The sequence below is a fragment of the Methylobacterium sp. B1 genome, assembly GCF_000333255.1.
GTDB classification, from domain to species: domain Bacteria; phylum Pseudomonadota; class Alphaproteobacteria; order Rhizobiales; family Beijerinckiaceae; genus Methylobacterium; species Methylobacterium fujisawaense.
Genome location: NZ_BACT01000065.1, coordinates 1 through 1,445, shown reverse-complemented (window position 1 = coordinate 1,445; position 1,445 = coordinate 1). Strand labels below are relative to the sequence as shown.

At 66.0% G+C, this 1,445-nt stretch carries 2 protein-coding genes and 1 tRNA gene; all 3 read right to left on the bottom strand.

The genetic code is table 11. The features are described from left to right. Nucleotides 1–279: 279 nt before the first annotated feature. Complete coding sequence (locus I53_RS32930; protein ID WP_124262915.1) at nucleotides 280–552, bottom strand: hypothetical protein; 273 nt, start codon at nucleotides 550–552, stop codon at nucleotides 280–282. A gap of 371 nt (nucleotides 553–923) precedes the next feature. Continuing rightward, nucleotides 924–1,000 (bottom strand) — tRNA-Pro (locus I53_RS01780). Between the two features lie 85 nt (nucleotides 1,001–1,085). Beyond that, entirely contained in the window at nucleotides 1,086–1,325 is a 240-nt protein-coding gene (locus I53_RS01775; protein ID WP_251982187.1) for a hypothetical protein, read from the bottom strand. Nucleotides 1,326–1,445: the final 120 nt, after the last annotated feature.

Here is a 1,445-nt window from a genome sequence, read left to right as displayed (position 1 = left end):
CATCGGCGGCAGACGCCGCGGAGGCCGCGCCGCGGCCCTTCGGCGGGTGCGCGGCGGCCGGGCCGGCGGCTCCCAGCGCCAGGGCGAGGGCGCAGGCAGCCGTCCCCGTCCGGCGCCTCCACCCGGGGGGGAAGACCGACATGACAGGTGTCCATCGTTCGTGTTGTAACTGGGTCCAGCGCCATATCTGGCGGCAGCACGCGCGCGACGCCCTAACGCCGTTTGAGGTCCCGTGCGATAGGCAGGAGTGATACGCGCTCCGTCCGGGTTCCTCTGCTGCTACCCGCCCGGCGTGCTTTGAATCGGCCATCGAATCCGCGCACCCAGGACATCAATCTGATCGCGGCACAGGAATTTGTACTCTGGGGCGCCCTGCGGCCAAACGCTGGGATCGCTGGCTATGCCGAGGCCATTGACGATGAACGAATGCAGCGAGCGGCCGGACAGATTGTCATCGAACTCTATATAGAATTTGTCGCTAAGCCCATTTATCTTTAACAGCTCTTTTAGAGCCGCGACCGCGCTGATTATTGCTTCTGCGCCGTTTGTCATGGCTTCCTCCGAAAACGGAGGTACCACAACCTACGGTAAGCGTCTGTGGCAGTATCGCTACAACCTACGGCGCCCTGTCAGCGCGCCGTCGATCTCCGCGGGGTGCGCACGCCCAGCCTCAGTGATGAACCATGCTGAGATTTCACGGCCCTGGCCCTGGGCGGATTGTGACACCACCAGCCCCAGCTTGAGCAGGACCGGCATCGCCGACGGGTAAGCCTCGTGCCGCAGCCCTTGCGGGTAGAGCAGGCAAGCACGGACCGCGGCGAGCTGTCGGACGCGGAGAGGTGCGGAGGGTTCTAAGGGCATCCGCAGAGAGGGTTTCTGTCGGGATAGCTGTCGGGGCAGCCATTCCGGTCTCTGCTAAGTTTTGGTCGGAGTGGCAGGATTTGAACCTGCGACCCCCACGTCCCGAACGTGGTGCGCTACCAGACTGCGCTACACTCCGAAGGCCGTCCCGCGTCTCCGCCAAGGCCGGCGAGCGGGTGTATAGCCGCGCCTTTCCCCCACCGCAAGCGCGGTGTTGCGCCTTTTCAGCCGAGATGTTCGGGCCAATCGTCGGAGAGCCGGTGGCTCGTGATCGCCACCGCGGCCGAGCGCACCGCAACCGTGGCGAGATGGTCCGCGCCGCAATCGAGATCCGCGAGACTCCACGGGCCGTCCAGTGTCCAGGATCCGTCGCCGACCGCCCGGAGGAGACGCGGGGCTTCAGGCGGAACGGTGACGCTGAACCGGTCGAGGGGCAGCGACAGGCCGCTGCCGAGCGCCTTCACCACGGCTTCCTTGNCGGNTCACAGACCGAAGAAAGCACGCTCGACCGTGCTCCGGGATGCTCGGGACAGGGCTGACACCTCGTCGGCGGCGAAATGCGCCCGCGCGAATCGCAGCGCGTC